The organism is Kitasatospora sp. NPDC059327 (assembly GCF_042752535.1).
GTDB lineage: Bacteria > Actinomycetota > Actinomycetes > Streptomycetales > Streptomycetaceae > Kitasatospora.
The window spans coordinates 19541-33939 of sequence record NZ_JBHYYB010000019.1 but is presented as its reverse complement, the minus strand read 5'-3'; the positions used below and the strand labels follow the sequence as shown (position 1 = coordinate 33939).

General features: G+C 75.9%; 13 protein-coding genes. 5 read left to right on the top strand and 8 right to left on the bottom strand.

Annotated elements, in window-relative coordinates:
• Window positions 1-14: 14 nt before the first annotated feature.
• Entirely contained in the window at window positions 15-2441 is a 2427-nt protein-coding gene (locus ACFXHB_RS14340; protein WP_380574407.1) for a SpoIIE family protein phosphatase, read from the bottom strand.
• Between the two features lie 298 nt (window positions 2442-2739).
• Between ACFXHB_RS14340 and ACFXHB_RS14335 the strand changes: the two genes are divergently transcribed.
• Window positions 2740-4065, top strand: coding sequence for a PQQ-binding-like beta-propeller repeat protein (locus ACFXHB_RS14335; protein WP_380574406.1), 1326 nt, complete (start codon window positions 2740-2742; stop codon window positions 4063-4065).
• A gap of 78 nt (window positions 4066-4143) precedes the next feature.
• Complete coding sequence (locus tag ACFXHB_RS14330; protein WP_380574404.1) at window positions 4144-4779, top strand: uridine kinase; 636 nt, start codon at window positions 4144-4146, stop codon at window positions 4777-4779.
• Here the strand turns inward: ACFXHB_RS14330 and ACFXHB_RS14325 are convergent.
• The 6 genes from ACFXHB_RS14325 to ACFXHB_RS14300 form a co-directional block, all read right to left on the bottom strand.
• Window positions 4727-5584 carry a DNA-formamidopyrimidine glycosylase family protein gene (locus ACFXHB_RS14325; RefSeq protein WP_380574403.1) on the bottom strand — a complete coding sequence of 286 codons (858 nt, stop codon included), beginning with the start codon at window positions 5582-5584 and terminating at the stop codon, window positions 4727-4729. The two genes, ACFXHB_RS14330 and ACFXHB_RS14325, sit on opposite strands and share 53 nt — an antisense overlap.
• 50 nt (window positions 5585-5634) lie before the next feature.
• Window positions 5635-5847, bottom strand: a complete 213-nt coding sequence (locus ACFXHB_RS14320) for a cold-shock protein (RefSeq protein ID WP_380574402.1) — start codon at window positions 5845-5847, stop codon at window positions 5635-5637.
• 66 nt (window positions 5848-5913) lie between these two features.
• Window positions 5914-6375 (bottom strand): universal stress protein, encoded by a 462-nt coding sequence (locus ACFXHB_RS14315; RefSeq protein ID WP_380574401.1) that lies wholly within the window; start codon window positions 6373-6375, stop codon window positions 5914-5916.
• Window positions 6376-6624: 249 nt separating this feature from the next.
• Window positions 6625-7635: a zinc metalloprotease gene (locus ACFXHB_RS14310; RefSeq protein ID WP_380574400.1), complete on the bottom strand. Its 1011-nt coding sequence runs from the start codon at window positions 7633-7635 to the stop codon at window positions 6625-6627.
• Between the two features lie 292 nt (window positions 7636-7927).
• Window positions 7928-8584, bottom strand: coding sequence for an AAA family ATPase (locus ACFXHB_RS14305; protein WP_380574398.1), 657 nt, complete (start codon window positions 8582-8584; stop codon window positions 7928-7930).
• A gap of 340 nt (window positions 8585-8924) precedes the next feature.
• Window positions 8925-9851 carry an LLM class F420-dependent oxidoreductase gene (locus ACFXHB_RS14300; RefSeq protein ID WP_380574397.1) on the bottom strand — a complete coding sequence of 309 codons (927 nt, stop codon included), beginning with the start codon at window positions 9849-9851 and terminating at the stop codon, window positions 8925-8927.
• A gap of 200 nt (window positions 9852-10051) precedes the next feature.
• On the opposite strand from ACFXHB_RS14300, the gene ACFXHB_RS14295 reads away from it, so the two are divergent.
• Both ACFXHB_RS14295 and ACFXHB_RS14290 read left to right on the top strand, forming a co-directional pair.
• On the top strand, window positions 10052-10405 hold the full coding sequence (locus tag ACFXHB_RS14295; RefSeq protein WP_380574396.1) for a DUF6401 family natural product biosynthesis protein: 354 nt from the start codon (window positions 10052-10054) through the stop codon (window positions 10403-10405).
• 112 nt (window positions 10406-10517) lie between these two features.
• Complete coding sequence (locus tag ACFXHB_RS14290; RefSeq protein ID WP_380574395.1) at window positions 10518-11327, top strand: alpha/beta hydrolase; 810 nt, start codon at window positions 10518-10520, stop codon at window positions 11325-11327.
• A gap of 40 nt (window positions 11328-11367) precedes the next feature.
• Here the strand turns inward: ACFXHB_RS14290 and ACFXHB_RS14285 are convergent, their stop codons facing one another.
• Complete coding sequence (locus tag ACFXHB_RS14285; RefSeq protein ID WP_380574394.1) at window positions 11368-12267, bottom strand: SDR family NAD(P)-dependent oxidoreductase; 900 nt, start codon at window positions 12265-12267, stop codon at window positions 11368-11370.
• Between the two features lie 434 nt (window positions 12268-12701).
• On the opposite strand from ACFXHB_RS14285, the gene ACFXHB_RS14280 reads away from it, so the two are divergent.
• Window positions 12702-14396: a fatty acid CoA ligase family protein gene (locus ACFXHB_RS14280; RefSeq protein WP_380574392.1), complete on the top strand. Its 1695-nt coding sequence runs from the start codon at window positions 12702-12704 to the stop codon at window positions 14394-14396.
• Window positions 14397-14399 lie beyond the last annotated feature (3 nt).

Sequence of the window (14399 nt, the reverse complement as noted above, 5' to 3'; positions counted from 1 at the left end):
CCCGGGGGGCGGCCTCACCCGTAGGCGGTGAGCATCAGCGCCACGTCGTCCACCCGGTGGGTGGAGCCGACCTCGTGCAGCAGCCGCTCCGCCAGCCGCTCCAGTCCGTCCTCCTCCGCGCCGGCCTCCCCCGCCGCGCCGGTGAGGGCGGCGCGCAGCCGGTCCACGCCGTGGTCGATCTCCACCGCCGGATCCTCGACCAGCCCGTCCGTGTAGAGCGCGAGCAGCGAGCCCGGGGCCAGCCGGAACTCCGTGACCGGGTACTCGGCCCGGTGGTCGACGCCGAGCAGCGGCCCGCCCGCCACGTACAGCGCCTCGGTGCTCCCGTCGGGGTGGCGCAGCACGGGCGGGAGGTGGCCGGCCCGGGCGATCCGGGCGGTGCCGTCGGCGGGGGTGAGCCGGATCAGGCAGCAGCTGGCGAGCAGCCCGGGGTCGAGGTCGAGCAGCAGCTGGTTGGTTCGCGTCAGCACCTCGTCCGGCGGGTGGCCGCTGGCCGCGAAGGCCCGCACCGCGCTGCGCAGCTGGCCCATGGTGGCGGCGGCGCCGACGCTGTGGCCCTCGACGTCACCGATGACCAGGTTGAGGTCGTGACCGGTGACGATGGCGTCGTACCAGTCCCCGCCGATCTCCATCCCCTGGGTGCCGGGCAGGTACCGCGCGGTGATCCGGACGTTCTCCAGGTGCGGCAGCCGGTGCGGCAGCAGGGCCTGCTGGAGGCCGCGGGCGAGGGCGAACTCGGCGTCGTAGAGCCGGGCCCGCTCCAGCGCCTGGGCGATGAAGCCGGCGAGGGCGGTCAGCAGCCCGCGCTCCTCCAGGGTGAACGCGCGGGACTCGTCGAAGCCGATGATGCAGCTGCCGACCGGGTGGCCGGAGGCGATCAGCGGCAGGAAGGCCCAGGCGCGCATCTCGTCCAGGGCGATGCCGGGGTAGGCGGCGGCGAGCTCGTGGACGGACTCGAAGAAGATCGGCGTGCCGGAGCTGAGCGCCTCGGCGCCGGGCACCCGGGCGCCGGTCGGGGTGCCCTCGAAACGGTCCAGGAAGCCGTCCGGGTAGCCGGTCTGGGAGACGAGGTGCAGGCGCTTGTCGCGGATGGTGTAGATGGCGAGCTCCTGGCCGCCGAAGGCCGGCAGGATCTGCTCGGCGACGGCACGGCAGACCTCCCGGACGGTGACGGCCTCGCTCAGCGCGCTGGCCAGCTGGAGCAGGTGGTACATCGCCCCGACGCCGGTCCGGGCGCCGGGCGGGGGCTCGGCGGGAGGCTCGACCGCGCCGGCGGGCGGCTCGGCGGCGACGACCCGGCCGGTCACGCCGTGGGTGTCCGGGTAGAGCGAGAAGGCCAGCCAGCCGTCCGGCGGCCGGGCGGCGAGGAAGGCGGTGGGCTGCTGGGAGAGCATCGCGGCGCGGTAGCGGTTCTCGTACGCCGGATCGGAGAGCCAGGGCAGCACCTCCCACGGGTGGTGGCCGACCAGGTCCTCGCGGCGGGCGTGCAGCAGCAGCTCGACGCTGCGGTTGGCGTAGGTGATACGGCCGTCCGGGTCGAGTGAGAAGACGCCGTCGCGCAGCCGCTCCACGGCGGCCGCGGCGGCGGTGCCGGTCCGGGTGTCGAGCACGGCGCCGACCAGGTGGGAGCGGCCGTCCGGTCCGCCGGCCTCGGGGACGCGGCCCCAGAGCTCGACCGGATAGGGGTGCCCGTCGTGGTCGAGCACCCGGACCCGGGCCGCCAGGACCCGGCCGTGGTCCAGCGCGGCGCGGGCGGCGGCGCGGAACTCGGGCAGGTCGCCGGGGGCGATCCGGGTGGTCAGGGTGGCCGCCCGGCCGTCGAACTCGGTGGGCGACAGCCCGAAGATCTCGCAGAACTGGTCGTCGGCGGAGATCGCCCCGGTGGCCAGGTTCCAGTCGAACAGGCCGACCCGGGTGGTCGGCGGTGCGGGTGGCGCCAGCTCGACCACGGCGGTGTCGCCGTTGGGCTCGATCAGGCGCCGGTGCCCGTCCAGGGCCGCCAGCGCGGCCGCGAGCCCGTCGGCCACCACCCGCAGGTGCCGCTGCGCGCCGCCCGGTACCCCCTCGTCCGAGGCGGCCCAGAGCACGCTGATCACCCCGTACGTCTCCTCGGCCGTCTTGACGGGCACGCAGGCGGAGGCGAAGTCGTAGGGCATGCCGACGGCCAGCTGCGGGAAGCGCCGCATGGTGTCCTCGGTGTCGGCCAGCGCGATCGTGCGGCCCGTCCGGAAGCTGACCGCGACCGGCATCGGCCCGGCCGCCGCGACCCGCCGGAACGGGGCGATGATCGACAGCGGCACGCCCGCCAGGGTGCAGAGCACCAGCGAGCGGCGGTCCCGGGCGCGCAGGTAGACCATCCCGCCGTACGCGTCGGTCTCCGCCAGCACCCTGCGGACCGCGGTCGCGAGCAGCGCGTCCCGCTCGTGCGTCGCCCCGGCCACGGCATCGCGCTCCCGGGGACGGCGCGCTTCGGGCCGCGTCGCCCGAGGACCGCCGGTCGCGTGCGGACCGGACCCGTCCGCCGACACACCCTGACGCATTCTCCCTTGCTACGCCCGGGTCAAGGGACTGTCAAGGCGAGCCCGGTCCGGGCCCGGCCACCGCTCCGGACCGTCCCGGCGGGCGGGGTCGGGGCAGGTCGGCCCGTACCGGCCGCCCGCGAACCGTCCGGACGGGCTTCGATATCCTCCGTCGGACAGCGCAGCACAACGGCTGCCCCCGGGGGAAGCGAGTACACCCATGCAGCCGGCACCGTCCGATCCTGCCCGCCCGTCGGCGTCCGACCGGGCCGACGCCGCCTGGCAGTGGGACACCGACGCGGACGACCGCCCGGCCGCACCGGCCGAGGTGCTGAGCGGAGGCGGCGACGAGGACGGCGGTCCGCGGCCGACGCGGCGGCGGTTGCTGGCCGGCGCCGGGGCGCTGGCGGCGGGTGCCGCCGTCTGGGCGTTCGCCCGCTCGGCCGGCGGCCCGGACCCGGCCCCGCCCCGGCCACTGCCCACCCGGGCCGCCGGGCCGGAGCCGCTCTGGACCTACCGGGGCCGGGAGTCCGCCGCGCCCGAGCGGCTGAGCGGGCGCCCCGCCGTCCCGGTGCTCCTCTCCCGCGAGGGGCTCCAGGTGCTCGACCCGGCGGCCGGCACGCCGCTGCGGATGCTGACCTTCGCCGCGGCGAAGGCCGACTGGCCGAACGACGTGGACCAGCCGAACGGCCGGGTGGTCGTCGGCACCGACCGGGTCTTCACCACGTCCAACGGCCACCTCGACAGCCATCACCTCACCGATCCGGCCTCGGAGTGGAGCCTGCCGCTGCCGGGGGAGGCCGGCAACGGCGCCGCCACCCTGTTCGGCTGCGCGGACGACATCGTGTACGGCGAGGTCACGCCCCGCCCGTACACCGGCGGCGGCGAGCTGTTCGCCGTGCGCGTCCCGGACCGTCGGGTGCTCTGGCACCGCCCGTCCCCGCTCGGTGAACGGCCGCTCGTCCCGGCCGGTCCGGCCGGCGGCCGGGTCCCGGTCCTCGACAGCTCGGCCGGCGGCTCGCGGCTGGCCCTGCTGGACGCCGCCAGCGGGACGCGGCTCTGGGCGGTCCCCGCGGAGTCGGGCCTGAGCTGGGCCGTCGCCGACGCCGAGCACGTCTACGCCCCCGAGGGCCCGGCCGGGTTGCGGGCGCTCCGACTGGCCGACGGCACCCCGCACTGGTCGGTCGCCCCGGGACCGGCCGACCAGTGGCGACTGCTGCCGCCGGTCGCCGGCGGCGCCCTGGTCTACCTGTTCCGGGACAACGGACTGGTCAGCGCCCACACCGCGGCCACCGGCGCCCAGCTCTGGGAGCACCGGCTGCCGTTCCGGCTGGACCGCCGCAGCCGCCCGCTGCTCGCCGGACCGGCCCTCTACGTGCCCGGCCCGGCCGCCGCGGGCGTCCGCGCCCTGGACGCCGCCACCGGCGAGGAGCGCTGGACCTTCCGCGACTCCGGCCCCGGTGTCGACGTCTGGTCGCTCTCCAACGACGTCGGCCACCTCTTCGCCGGCCACGACGACGTCCTGCACGCGCTCCCGCTGATCTGAGCACCCGCTGGTCCGCGCGCCCGCTCCGGTCGGCACCCCGGCCCCGCGCCGTCCTGCGGGCCGGGGCAGGATGGCGGCGTGCTGGTACACCCGATCTCGCCCGAGCGGCTCGCCGAGCTGCTCACCGACCGCGTCGCCGCCCTGCCCGGGGCCGGTGAGCGCCCGCTGCGGGTGGCCGTCGACGGCGCTCCGGCCGCCCGGCCCGACGTGCTCGCGGACGCCCTGGTGGAACCGCTGCGGGTGCGCGGCCTGCCGACCCTGCGGGTGTCGGCCTCGGCCTTCCTCCGGCCGGCCTCGGTCCGGCTGGAGTACGGCAAGCAGGACCCGGACGCCTACCACGACCTCTGGCTGGACGACGGCGCCCTGCTGCGCGAGGTGCTGGACCCGCTGGAGCCCGGCGGCACCCGCCGCGTCCTGCCGTCCCTGCGTGACCCGGCCACCGACCGCGCGACCCGCGCGCCGTACACCACGCTGCCGGCCGGCGGTGTGCTGCTGCTCGACGGCGCCCTGCTGCTCGGCCGGTGGCTGCCGCTGGAGCTGACCGTCCACCTCGCCCTCACCCCGGCCGCGCTGGCCCGCCGCACCCCGCCCGAGGAGCGGTGGACCCTGCCCGCCTTCGCCCGCTACGCGGCCGAGACCGTCCCCGCCGAGGCGGCCGACCTCACCGTCCGGGTCGACGACCCCCGCCACCCGGCCCTGGTCGAGCGCCCGTAGCGGTGGACCCCCCGGGCGCGGGCCCGCGCTGGCAGTGCGGGCACCAGAACGCCACCCGCTCCCGCGGCGCACTGCCCTGCGTCGCCGTCCGGACGAGCGTCCCGCAGCGCGGGCACGGCCGCCCGGCCCGGCCGTACACCCAGTGCCGGCGGCCGGGCCGGGTGTCACCGGTCGTGATGTGACCGGGCCGCAGCCGGTTGGCCTCCAGGAGCTGCCGGGCCCGCTGCACCAGCCGTTCCGGGCGCGGCAGGCCGTCCACCCTCGTCCACGGGGTGACACCGGCGAGGAAGCAGAGCTCGTTGGCGTAGACATTGCCGATGCCGGCCAGGTTGCGCTGGTCCAGGAGCGCCTCGGCGAGCGGCCGGCCGGGCTCGGCGAGGAGCCGGCGCAGCGCCTCGGCCGGGTCCCAGTCGGGGCCGAGCAGGTCGGGTCCGAGGTGGCCGACGACGCGCGGTTCGTCGGCGGTGCGCAACAGCTCGACGACCGGCAGCCGGTAGCCGACCGCCGTGCCGTGCTCGGTGCCGAGGACGGCCCGGATCTGCCAGGCGGGCCCGCCGGCCCACCGTTCGCCGGGGCGGTAGACCTCCCAGCGGCCGTCCATCCGCAGATGGGTGTGCAGGGTGAGGCCGCCGTCGAGCCGGGTGAGCAGGTGCTTGCCGCGCGCGGCGACCTCCAGGACCCGCCGCCCGGTGAGATCGGCGGTGGCGTGCGCGGGGACCCGCAGGTCGGCGGTGGTCAGCACCCGGTCGGCGAGCTCCTGGTGCAACCGGGCCGCCACGCGGTGGACGGAGTCACCTTCTGGCATGGCTCCATCCTCCCCCGCCCGGCGGCCCCGCGGGCGGCCCGGGCGGGCGTTCAGGCCTCCACGACGACCTCGTCCGCCTGCGGGCCCTTCGGGCCCGGCACCTCCACGAAGGTCACCCGCTGGCCTTCGTGGAGGCTCTTGAAGCCCTCCTGCCGGATCGCCCTGAAGTGGACGAAGAGGTCGGGGCCGCTGTCGGGGGTGATGAAGCCGAACCCCTTCTCGTCGTTGAACCACTTCACGGTGCCGGACTGACGCTGCGACATGTCCACTCCCTCCGGATCAGGTGTTCCGACCGAGCGCGGCCGGGGCGCGCGGTTCGCCGCGGCCGGTCAGGCGGCGGGCGGCTCCTGCTGCTCGCGCACCACGACCACCGGGCAGGGGGCGTGCTCGGTGAGGTGACGGCTGACGGAGCCGAGCAACGCGCCGGTGAATCCGCCGAGGCCCCGGCTGCCGACCACCACCAGGGCGGCGCCGCCGGCCGCCTCCAGCAGGGCCTGCGCGGCGTTGCCGGGCATCACGGCCTCGGTGATCCGGACGCCGGGGTCCGCCCCGACGACCTTGGTGACCGTCTCGGACAGCGTCCGCCCCGCCAGTTCCTCGGGGTTGAAGCCCTCGGCCGGGGGCACGGCGAGCCCGGCCCAGCCGTAGAAGGCCGGGTACTCCCAGGCGGCGATGGCCTGGACGCTGCCGCCGGCCAGCCTGGCGTAGTCGACCGCCCAACGCAGCGCCCGCTCCGAGGCGGGCGAGCCGTCCACGCCGACGACGATCCGGGGGTTCGCGCTGTTGGCCATGCCGCTGCTCCTTGCTCGACTACCTCGGCTTCACCTGCCGCTGACCCCCCAAACATAGATCGATCGGGACATACGGTCGCCAATTGCCACGCCGGGGGCGCCGAACGCTTTCGAACCCTGTGCGATCGCGGCCCGCCGCCGAAGAAGTCCCGGCCGGCGCGCACGCTCCCCGGGCCCGGGCTTGGTACTGGCGGGTGCGCGGGCCCCATCACCCACGCACCCGCCAGCGTTCGAGGACGGCCGGGGCCGTCAGGCCCGGTAGGCGGCCCAGGAGTTGGACATCCTGGCGACCTGACCGGCGGTGAACTGGGTCATGCAGGAGTCGTAGGTGTAGTCCATGAAGTTGTGGATCGGGTCGACTCCGGTGGCCGTGCAGGTGTCGCGGCCCGTCGGGCACTGGTACGCCGCGCTCTTCTCGGCCGGGGTGTCCGCGACGTAGTCGCCCTGGCCCCCGCAGCCGCCCTGGAAGGTGTGGTACAGCCCGAGCCAGTGCCCGACCTCGTGGGTGGCGGTGTCGCCCTCGTTGTAGTTGGCGGCCGCGCCACCGGGGAACGAGCTGTCGAGGATGACCACGCCGTCGTCGCTCGGGTTCGACCGGTAGGAGCTGGGGAACGTCGCCCAGCCGAGCAGCGACTGGCCGAGCTTGGCGGTGTAGAGGTTGAGGGCGTTGGCGCCGCCCTTGCGCAGCGAGGTCTTCATCGACCGCTCGGCCGAGGAGCCCGGGGTGATGCCGTTGTACCAGGTCGCGTTGTCGGTGTAGTCGGTACCGACCAGCTGGAACTGGAACTGGCTGGGGGTGTTGCCCGCGCCCTCGCCGCCGTAGGCGGCGTTGAGGACGGAGATCTGCCTGCTGATGTCCGTCGCGCTGAGCTTGCCCGTCGTTCCGGCGTGGACCACGTGCACGTACACCGGGACGGTCGTGGCGGCGGCCGCCGCGCCGGGGGCGAGCAGCGTGCTGCCCTGGGAGGAGTGGGCCAGCTGGGCGACGCGGGCGTTGAGGTCGGCGTCCATGGCCTGGGCCTGGGCCTCGGTGACGGCGTTGGGCTCCTGACCGCCCGGGCTGCCGGCGGGCTTGCGCGCCCCGGCGTCCTGGCTGTCCCCGCCGACGCACGCGGCGGCGATCCGGTCGGACGTCCGCGCCGCGGTGGTGGAGAACGCCGAGGGGGCGGCGAACTGGGTGAGCCCGAGGGCTGCGACGAGGGCTGCGGCGCTGAGGAATCTGCGGGGGGCACGCGAGGGCACGCGGGCAGAACGACGCATCTGCGCTCCTGAGGGGGAGTTGTGGGGGGCGGCGGAGGGGGCCGCCGAGCCTAGGCTACGCAGGGCCGCGTGTACGCGTCAGATCTGTTCCGGCCTGAAAGTTCTGACGACATATCGGACAGAACCCGGAAGCCCGATCGAGTGACCCCGGTCACAGGTGGAACATTTCCGGTGCCGCCCGACCGGGGGGATGCCCCCGGGTTGTCCGAAAGTTGACGCCCCGTCCACCCGGTGGCCGTCGAAAGGCCGCCCGGACCGGTCGGGTCGGCGGCCCCGCACCGCCTCGCCGAGACTACGACGCCACGAAGACGATCTCCCGCACGGCGCGCGCACCGGCCCGGTCGAGTACCACCGCCGACGCACACCCGGCCGGCGGCTCCCCGGCGCCCGCCAGCCGCCCGCGCAGCCGCCGGGCCGACTCCCGGTGCCGGGCGAAGGCGTACGCGGAGACGCGCTGCCCACGGGCCCGCTGGCCGCCGCGGGCCTCGTCCGCGCTGGCGTCCAGCAGGATCAGGTGCACCCGCCGGCCCTGCCGGGCGGCCGCCCGGCCCAGCCAGCGCCGCACCCAGGGCAGCGTGCCGCAGTCGTGCACCGCCAGCGGGCCGCCGGCCAGCACGGCGCGGCGCAGCCGCCGGTAGTGCGCGGCCCGCACCAGCGGGCGGTAGACGAAGTACGGCAACCAGCCGGGCAGCCGGGCGGCGTACTCCTCCCGGACCTGCTGGGAGTCGACCAGCGGGGCGCGGACGCAGCGGCGCATCAGGGTGCTCTTTCCGCTCCCCGGCAGGCCCGACACGATCAGCACGTCCTCGGCGCGGTAGTGCAGCGCCTGCCGCGCCGGCACCCCGGCGGGGACCACCTCGACGTGCCCACGGCGCAGGTCGTGCAGGCCGCGCGGGCGCAGCACCGCCGCGGCCGGGCGGGCCTGCGCGGCGCACGCCGATCTCGGCACGGGCACCTTGGCCCCGGACACCCCGACCTCAACCACCGGCACTCCCCTGACTCCGCGGCCCCGGCTCCCCGGTCTCCGCCTCCCGAAGGAGCCTTCCCCCTTCAAGAGAGAGTAAAGACTAGTGGTCAGCGCCGGTCCGGCCGAGCCCTTTCGCACCGGCGCGACGCCTCCCGCACAACGCCCTCGCAGGACGCCCCTCGGACCGCCGCATCCGAGGCGGCCCGCGGGGCCCGCACCGGCGGGGCCGCGCGCGGGCGCCGGGCCGCCCGCGGCCCGCCCCGGCGGCGCGGAGTGGGCGGGAGCGGCCCGGCACGGGTGCGCGGGCCCGGCGCTGGGGCGGTCAGCCCAGCTGCGGGGCGACCCGGGAGGCGATCAGCTCCAGGTGGTCGAGGTCGTCCAGGTCGAGGATCTGCAGGTAGACGCGCTCGGTACCGACGGCGGCGTACCGGCCGAGCGCCGCCACCACCTCGTCGGGCGTCCCGGCCAGGCCGTTGGCCTTCAGCTCCGCCACGTCGCGGCCGATCGCGGCGGCCCGGCGCGCCACCTCGGCGTCGTCCCGGCCCACGCAGGCGACCAGGGCGTTGGAGTACACGAGGTCGTCGGCCCGGCGGCCGGCCCGCTCGACGGCGGCCCGGACCCGGCCGAACTGGGCGGCGCTCTCCTCGACCGAGACGAACGGCAGGTTGAACTCGTCGGCGAAGCGGGCGGCCAGCGCCGGGGTCCGGGTCGGGCCCTTGCCGCCGACCAGCACCGGGATCTTCGGCTGGGCGGGCTTGGGCAGCGCGGGCGACTCGGTCAGCCGGTAGTACTCGCCGGCGAAGTCGAAGGTGTCGCCGACCGCGGTGCTCCAGAGGCCGGTGATGATGGCCAGCTGCTCCTCCAGCCGCCCGAACTTCTCCTTCGGGAAGGGGATGCCGTAGGCGGCGTGCTCCTCCTCGTACCAGCCGGCGCCGAGGCCGAACTCGACCCGGCCGCCGCTCATCGCGTCGACCTGGGCGACCTGGATGGCGAGGACGCCGGGCAGCCGGAAGGTGGCGGCGGTCATCAGGGTGCCCAGGCGGATGGTGCTGGTGTCGCGGGCCAGGCCGGCCAGCGTGATCCAGGCGTCGGTCGGGCCGGGCAGGCCGTCCACCCCGCCCATCTTGAGGTAGTGGTCGGAGCGGAAGAAGGCGCTGAAGGTGCCGAGCTCCTCGGCGGTCCGGGCCACCCGGAGCAGCGTGTCGTAGCTCGCGCCCTGCTGGGGCTCGGTGAAGATTCGAAGATCCATGCGGTCCATTCTGGTACAGACCACCCGGTGCTTCCGGGCGATCCTTGGGCTTCGGCCGGGTGGCGCGGCCCTCCGGCGGATGGCCGCCGCCGTGACCGGTGCAACGACCGGCGCGGTGGCCGCCGCCGCGACCGGCGGGGTGGCCAAGGTCTCAGCCCGCGGGGCCGCCCCGCCGGGCCGGCTCGCCTACCGTTGGACGGATGTTCGCCACGCCCGACGGGTCCCACCGGGACTCCCCCGACCAGCCGGCCGGCTGCCCGCTGCCCGGGATCGTCGCCGCCTTCACGCCGCGGCTGGCCGAGTTCGCCTTCGAGCCCGGCTTCGTCGCCGCGGTCGACCAGCACGTCGCCCAGCTGCGCGAGCTGCTCTACGCGCAGGGTCCGGAGCTGCTGCCGCGGGCCCTCGACCGCGCGGAGCTCGCCGAGTACGCCGAGGGGTTCCTGGACGCGCTGATCGAGATCGGCTGGCGGGAGCCGGTGGGCTACGACTTCGCGGTGCACCGGCTGACCGCGATCTGCTGGCTGGTGCGCGAGCAGGACCTGCTCGCGCCCTGACGGCGGGCCGTACCGTCCGGCCGGACGATTCTCCCGGGCGCGCCCCGCCACCGGTCGGGCTGCGCGTAAAGTGGCGGTCCAACGGACGGACGGCGGGGCGGGACGGTACAGGGTGAGCGGCGACGACACGGCGAGCACGGTCCGGACCGGTCGCGAGGGCAGTGCGGCCGGACACCGGGCCCTGGTCTGGCGGGAGCTGCCCGAGCGCCCCGCGGCCGCGGTGCTGGTGCTGCACGGCGGCCAGGAGCACAGCCGCAACCGACCCGGCCCGCTCAACCTGCCCGGCCTGCGGATGTACGGGTTCGTCCGGGCGCTGCGCCGGGAGACGGCGGGCGCCGGGGTGGCGATCGGCACGGTCCGCTACCGCCACCGCGGCTGGAACGGCGACCGCGCGGACGCCGCCCGGGACACCCGCGCCGCGCTCGGCGACCTGGCCGAGGAACTGGGTCACGTGCCGACGGTGCTGGTCGGCCACTCGATGGGCGGCCGGGCGGCGCTGCGCGCGGCGGGCCACCCGAACGTCACCGGCGTGGTCGCGCTGGCGCCGTGGTGCCCGGCGGCGGACCCGTGCGAGCAGTTGGCCGGCCGGGACGTCCTGATGCTGCACGGCGACCGCGACAAGGTCACCGGCCCGGCCGACACCCGCGCCTTCGCCGCCCGCAGCCGTGCGGCCGGGGCCCGGGTCTGCGGCTACACCGTGCTCGGCAGCGGTCACACCCTGCTCCGGCGCTCCGGTGACTGGCACCGCGCGACCGCCCGGCTCTGCGCCGGCCTGCTCGGGCTGCGCGACCTCCCCGCCGAGGTCGACGCCGCGCTCGCGCTGCCCGCCGACGCCCCCGGCGCCCTCGGTCTCCCGCTGCCCGCCCAGCCGCGCACCGCGCCGCCGCGCCGCCTCACCCCGGTCCTGCCGACCGACGCCTGACGCCGGACCGCCGGCCGGAGGCCACCCGTCGCCGGGCCGCTCACCGCCCACCGGGCCGGTCGCCGTCCGCCGCCGGCTCGACGGTCGTCCCGGGGGCGGGCACCGCGTGCTCGGCCGCGCGACTGACCTTCTCCCAGGCCGCCCAGGTCTCCATCCGGCCCCGCGCGATGTCGAAGGCCAGGTCGTAGACCATGCTCCCGAGCAGCAGACGCAGCGGCGGCTCCTCGCTGTCGACGAGCGCGAGCAGCGCCTCGGCGGCGAGCTTCGGGTCGCTGTCGACCGAGCCCTCGGCGAACTGCTTCGCCAGCTCGGCCCGGAGCGGGTCGTAGACCGGCAGGGTGTCGGTGCTGTGCATCGCCGTGTAGAGGTCGGTCCAGTAGCCGCCGGGCTGGACCATGCTCACCTTCACCCCGAAACCGGCCGCCTCCCCGGCGAGCGCCTCGCTCAGACCCTCCAGCGCGAACTTGCTCGCGCTGTACAGCCCGGTGCTCGGGAAGCCGCCCAGCGCGGCGATGCTGGAGATCTGCACGAGGTGCCCGGAGCCCTGGGCCCGCAGGGTGGGCATCACCGCCTGGCTGACCCAGAGCGCGCCGAAGAAGTTGACGTCCAGCTGGGCGCGGGCCGCCGCCTCGTCGAACTCCTCCACCATGCCCATCGAGAGCATGCCGGCGTTGTTGACGACGATGTCGAGCCGGCCGAAGTGGTCGACCGCCTCGGCGACGGCCGCGAACACCGCGCCCCGGTCGGTGACGTCCAGCCCCAGGGGCAGCACCCGCCCGGGGTGGGCGGCCGCCAGCTCCTCCAGCGGCCCGGTGCGGCGGGCGGCGACGGCCACCAGGTCGCCCGCGGCCAGGGCCGCCTCGGCGAAGGCCCGACCGAGCCCCCGGCCGGCACCCGTGATGAACCAGACCCGCGCGGTACGTCCGGCTGAGGTACGCATCGGCACCATTTCCCTCGATAGAGACGAGACGGTTCGTCTCGTGCGATGTCCTCACTATCACCCGTTCGGATCTTCCTGTCAAGACGGAACGTCTCGTCTCAGAATGGGAGCCGCCCCGGCCCCGGACCGGGCCGGCCGTAGCGCCGACCGATCCGCTCCGCAGCGTCAGGTGCATTGCCCACGACCCTTTTTGGCAGTTTCCGACCGCCGTGATCGCGTGGCCGGTAGCGTCACTCCTGTCGTCCGAGGCCCATGGGCACCGGCTGCCCCACGGGCGCCGGGCGCCGCCCGGTGCGACGTGTCAGGGCGCCGCTGCGGGGAGCGCGCCTTCGTGTGGACCCCGAGGAGTGAGCACCAGTGATGACTGCCAGGCACCGCGGCGACGTCGAGACCGTACCCGCGGGCGAGCCCGCCACCGGACGGGCGGTCCGAGGATGACCCTCTCCCCCCGGCACCCGTTCGAACCCGAAGCGGGCCTCGCCGACTACCTGGAACGGCACGCCCGCACCTCCCCCGAGAAGATCGCGATCATCCATCCGGACGGCCTCGAACCGGACGGCGGGATCCGCTACCGCGAACTCAGCTACGGCGAACTGCAGCGCCGGGTCGAGGAGTTGGCCACCGGATTCAGCCGGATCGGGATCACCTCGGGCATGCGGACCATCCTGATGCCCAAGCCCGGACCGGATCTGTACATCCTCGTCTTCGCCCTGCTGCGGATCGGCGCCGTGCCGGTGGTGGTGGACCCGGGCATGGGCATCAAGCGGATGCTCAACTGCTACCGCGCGGTGGGCGCGGAGGCCTTCGTCGGGCCCTCGGTCGCCCACGCCGTCCGGGTCCTCGGCCACCGCACCTTCGCCACCGTCCGGATCAAGGTGACCCTGGGGCGCCGCTGGTTCTGGGGCGGCCACACCCTGGACGGGCTGCTCGGCGGCACCGGGTCGGCGCCGGCCCGGCCGGTGACCGGCGACGACCTGATGATGATCGCGTTCACCACCGGGAGCACCGGCGCGGCCAAGGGCGTCGAGAGCGTCCACCGGATGGCCACCGCGACGGCGCGGCAGATGCACGCCGCGCACGGGCGCGACCGCGACGACATCTCGCTGGTCACCGTGCCGATCTGGGGGCTGTTCGACCTCATCTACGGCTCCACCATGGTGCTGGCGCCGATCGCTCCGGCCAAGGTGGCCCAGGCCGACCCGAAGCTGCTGACAGCGGCGCTGACCCGGTTCGGGATATCCACCGTCTTCGGCTCCCCCGCGCTGTTCCGGGTCCTCGCCGCGCACCTGGAGCGGGAGCCCACCCCCCTGCCCGCGCTGCGCAGCGTGGTGTCCGCCGGGGCGCCCGTCCCGCCGGACCTGGTGGCCACGCTGCGCCGGGTCCTGGACGGACGGACCGGGATCCACGTCGCCTACGGCGCCACCGAGGCGATGCCGATCTCCTCGATCGAGTCGGCCGAGATCCTGGGCGAGACGGCGGCGCGCGGGGCGCTGGGCGACGGCACCTGTGTGGGCCGGCCGGTGGACGGGACCGAGGTGCGGATCGTCCGGGTCAGCGACGGCCCGCTGCCGGACTGGGAGGCCGGCCTCCCGGTCGCCCCCGGGGAGATCGGCGAGATCGTGGTCGCGGGGGACGTGGTCAGCCCGCGCTACCACGCCACCGCGGACGCCAACGCCCAGTACAAGATCCGCGAGCGGCCTGCGGCGGGGCCCGAGCGGAGCTGGCACCGCACCGGTGACCTGGGCTATCTCGACGACGCCGGGCGGCTCTGGTTCTGCGGGCGCCGGGCCCAGCGGGTCCGCACCGCCGAGGGCGACCTGCACACCGTCCGGTGCGAGGGGGTCTTCAACGCGCACCCGCTGGTCCGGCGCAGCGCGCTGGTCGGCGTCGGCGCCCCCGGCGCCCAGCGTCCGGTGGTGTGCGTGGAGACCGAGGCCGGCGTCGGCGAGGAGCGGTGGCCGGAGCTCGTGACCGAGCTGCGCCGGCTCGGCGCGGACGTCCCGCTGACGGCGGGGCTGCGGGACTTCCTGCGGCACCCCGGGTTCCCGGTCGACATCCGGCACAACGCGAAGATCGGCCGCGAGGAGCTGGCCGGCTGGGCCGAGCAGCGGGGCGTCACCCCCGCCTGAGCC